Source organism: Cellulomonas phragmiteti (assembly GCF_016862775.1).
GTDB lineage: Bacteria > Actinomycetota > Actinomycetes > Actinomycetales > Cellulomonadaceae > Cellulomonas > Cellulomonas phragmiteti.
The window spans coordinates 1-1,001 of record NZ_BONP01000063.1 but is presented as its reverse complement, the minus strand read 5'-3'; the positions used below and the strand labels follow the sequence as shown (position 1 = coordinate 1,001).

Annotated in this window: 1 protein-coding gene; it reads left to right on the top strand. The window is 70.9% G+C overall.

Going from position 1 to position 1,001, the window contains the following annotated elements; all coding sequences use genetic code 11:
• The first annotated feature begins 50 nt into the window (after window positions 1-50).
• Window positions 51-984, top strand: a protein-coding gene (locus Cph01nite_RS18925) for an IS5 family transposase (protein WP_203676604.1) whose coding sequence is annotated in 2 segments (ribosomal slippage) — window positions 51-419 and window positions 421-984 — 933 coding nt in all. Because the reading frame shifts where the segments join, the coding sequence is not laid out codon by codon here.
• Window positions 985-1,001 lie beyond the last annotated feature (17 nt).

Here is a 1,001-nt window from a genome sequence, read left to right as displayed (position 1 = left end):
GCTAGGGCGTGTCTCCCATATAGCCGCTGAGGCTGCGGGATGATCCACGGGTGACGTCGTCGAGGTTCGAAGTCTTGTCGGATGAGCAGTGGGCTCGGATCGAGCCGCTGCTGCCGTCGAACGCGGGGCGTCGTGGGCATCCCTTCGGTGATGACCGGCGGGTCGTCGAGGGGATCGCCTACCGGTATCGGACCGGGGTGGCGTGGCGCGATGTTCCGCGTGAGCACTTCGGGCCCTGGCAGACGATCTGGAAGCGGCACCGCCGCTACGCGGCCGACGGCACGTGGGACCGGGTGCTGGCCGGTCTGCTGGCTCAGGCCGACGCGGCGGGCAAGATCGACTGGACGGTCTCGGTGGACGCGACGATCAACCGGGCCCACCAGCACGCCACGAACACCACGCGCCCCGAGCAGGACACAGGGGGCAACGTCGAATCACACGCCCGCCGTTGACGGGTTCGTCCACAGCGCGCTGGGTGGGGCGCGTGAACCTGCAGGTCACGGCATCGGCAGGTCCCGCGGCGGGCTGACCACCAAGATCCACGCCGCGGTGGACGGCAACGGTCGACCACTGGCAGTGGTCGTGACCGGTGGGCAACGCAACGACGGCGCGGTCCTGGCCGCGGTCCTGGCCGACATCCGCGTCCCCCGCGCCGGCGCAGGGCGCCCACGCACCCGCCCCGTCGCGGTCATCGCCGACCGCGCGTACTCCTCGGGAGTGACCCGGCGCATGCTGGCTCGGCGCGGCATCAAGGCCGTCATCCCCCAGAAGCGCGACGAGATCGCCGCCCGCAAACGCCGAGGCCGCCTCGGTGGCCGGGCCCCGCACCTGGACGCCGAGGTCTACAAGAACCGCAACGTCGTCGAACGAGCCTTCGCCCTGGCCAAGCAGTGGCGCGCCATCGCCACCCGCTACGACAAGCTCGCCATCACCTACCGCGCCGCCGTCGTCCTGGCCGCCTGCATCACCTGGTCACGGATATAGGAGACACGCCCTAGCCG